Below are 1,687 nucleotides of genomic sequence, written 5' to 3' on the forward strand. Positions count from 1 at the left end.
ATCGCCTCACCGCCGTCGGCGAGCATCACCGCGAGATCGGTGGCGGTCCGACCCGGATCGTGCCCGGTGCCACGCGGTCGTAGCGGCCCGAGCGCAGTGGAGTACGCGCCTGTCAGGCCGGTGGCCTCGGCGAGATCCGCCAGCAAACGTGCGCCCGCGTGCCCGACCACCCCCGAACCGTCAGTGGAGACGTGGAGCTTGGGACGAGAACCGATACCCTGCACGCAGAAAGTGCCTTCCGCTTGGACCGACAGAACCCCTCGACAAGGTTCATCGTCCCAGCTCAGAAGGCACTTTCGTATTTCCTCCCCGCTTCCGGCCTCATCTCAACCGAAACGGCGAGGCTAGGGCCTGTCATGGGGGTCGTGGGGATCAGCCGAAGTCGCTGAGCACTTCGCTCCCGACGCCGGGCTCAGGAGGCAGTTGTCGCTGCCGGAGGCGTAGTCGCTGCGGCCCGGGTTCTCCGCGTCGTAACCGGCCACGGCGATCGGCTCGGTGTTGGACGTGCCCCAGTCCTCGTCCTCCTGCGCGTCCGAGACACCGGTGATGGCCTGCGGCACCCACTCCCCGGTTCCGGTTCCGGTTCCGGTTCCGGCGAAGTCGTCCTGCTCACCTTCGGACTCATTGTCGAAGCCGTCGTCCGGCATACCCTCGTTGCCCGGTACGGGATCGTCGGCGGCCCGCGCCGCGGACGGCGGTGCGGACGCCGGAGCGGCGGCGGCACCGGCCGCCGGAACGAGGCCGGAAAGCACCGCCCCTGCCGCGACGGCACAGGCGGCAAAACGTGTTCTACGGGATGGATTTCCCATGGAGGAGCCCTTCTTGTACAACGCGGGCGGACAACGGACAACGGTGTGCCTGACTTTGCGTCAGGCACACCGTTCGTTCACGTTAACGAGGCAACTCAGGACCGAGTACGCACATGTGAACGACGTACATCAGGCCCGCACGGCATGCGCACAGGACTCGTTCAGGGATCGGTTCCGGCTCAGTTCTCACACGGGCGGGCCGCGCCACCGAAGGGCCGGATCCGGCCGCTAACCTTACGTATCCGCCCTGGCCAGGGATCAATTCCCACAGGTCGGGCATTTCTCGCACCCAACTCACGCGAAAGGCCTCGCCCATGGGCATTCGGAGCTTGCTGCGCAAGGTGTTCGGCCGTGACCGCGCGGAGCAGGACGCGCCGACGGCCACGGTCCCGCCCCAGACCGAACGCACCGCGCCCGCGGAGTCGGAGCCGGAGTCGGTCAAGGCAGCGGAGACGGCGACGGCGGACGAGCCGGCCGCGGAGCCGGCACCCGTGCTCGAAACCGCCCCGGCCACCAAGGCCTCGGTCTCGGTCCCGGCCCCCGCCTCTCCCCGGTCCGCCGACGACAGCGGTCTGGCCTCGGACCTGGTGGCGGCCGCCTTCGACAAGCCGTCCATCCCCACGGTCCCGTCGCAGGGTTCGGCCCGGAAGCCGGAGTCGACGAAGCCGAAGCCGGAGGCAGAGGCAGAGGCGACAGTGGAGCCGGAGGCGCCGAAGGCAGAAGAGCCGAGGGCAGAGGTCGTGGAGGCTGCGGAGGCGGAGGTCGTGGAGGCGCCCGCCGAGGCGGAGCCGGTCGTCGCCGAGGCGGAGCCGGTGGTCGAGCCCGTAGCCACCGCGCCGGAGCCGGTGGTCAAGGCCGAGCCCACGCCGGAGCCGGTG

The 1,687-nt window shown here is 69.8% G+C and carries 1 protein-coding gene and 2 pseudogenes; 1 reads left to right on the plus strand and 2 read right to left on the minus strand.

Annotated features, from left to right (window positions below; all coding sequences use genetic code 11):
• A pseudogene (locus BT364_RS43240) lies at nt 1-254 on the minus strand (IS1380 family transposase); the annotation flags it as partial.
• A gap of 90 nt (nt 255-344) precedes the next feature.
• A complete protein-coding gene (locus tag BT364_RS24965) occupies nt 345-752 on the minus strand; it encodes a hypothetical protein (protein WP_072487487.1) in 408 nt (135 codons plus the stop codon).
• Nucleotides 753-1,123: 371 nt separating this feature from the next.
• On the opposite strand from BT364_RS24965, the pseudogene BT364_RS43245 reads away from it, so the two are divergent.
• Nucleotides 1,124-1,687 (plus strand): annotated as a pseudogene (locus BT364_RS43245) (VWA domain-containing protein); the annotation flags it as partial.

This window comes from Streptomyces atratus (assembly GCF_900119365.1).
Classification (GTDB): Bacteria; Actinomycetota; Actinomycetes; order Streptomycetales; family Streptomycetaceae; genus Streptomyces; species Streptomyces atratus_B.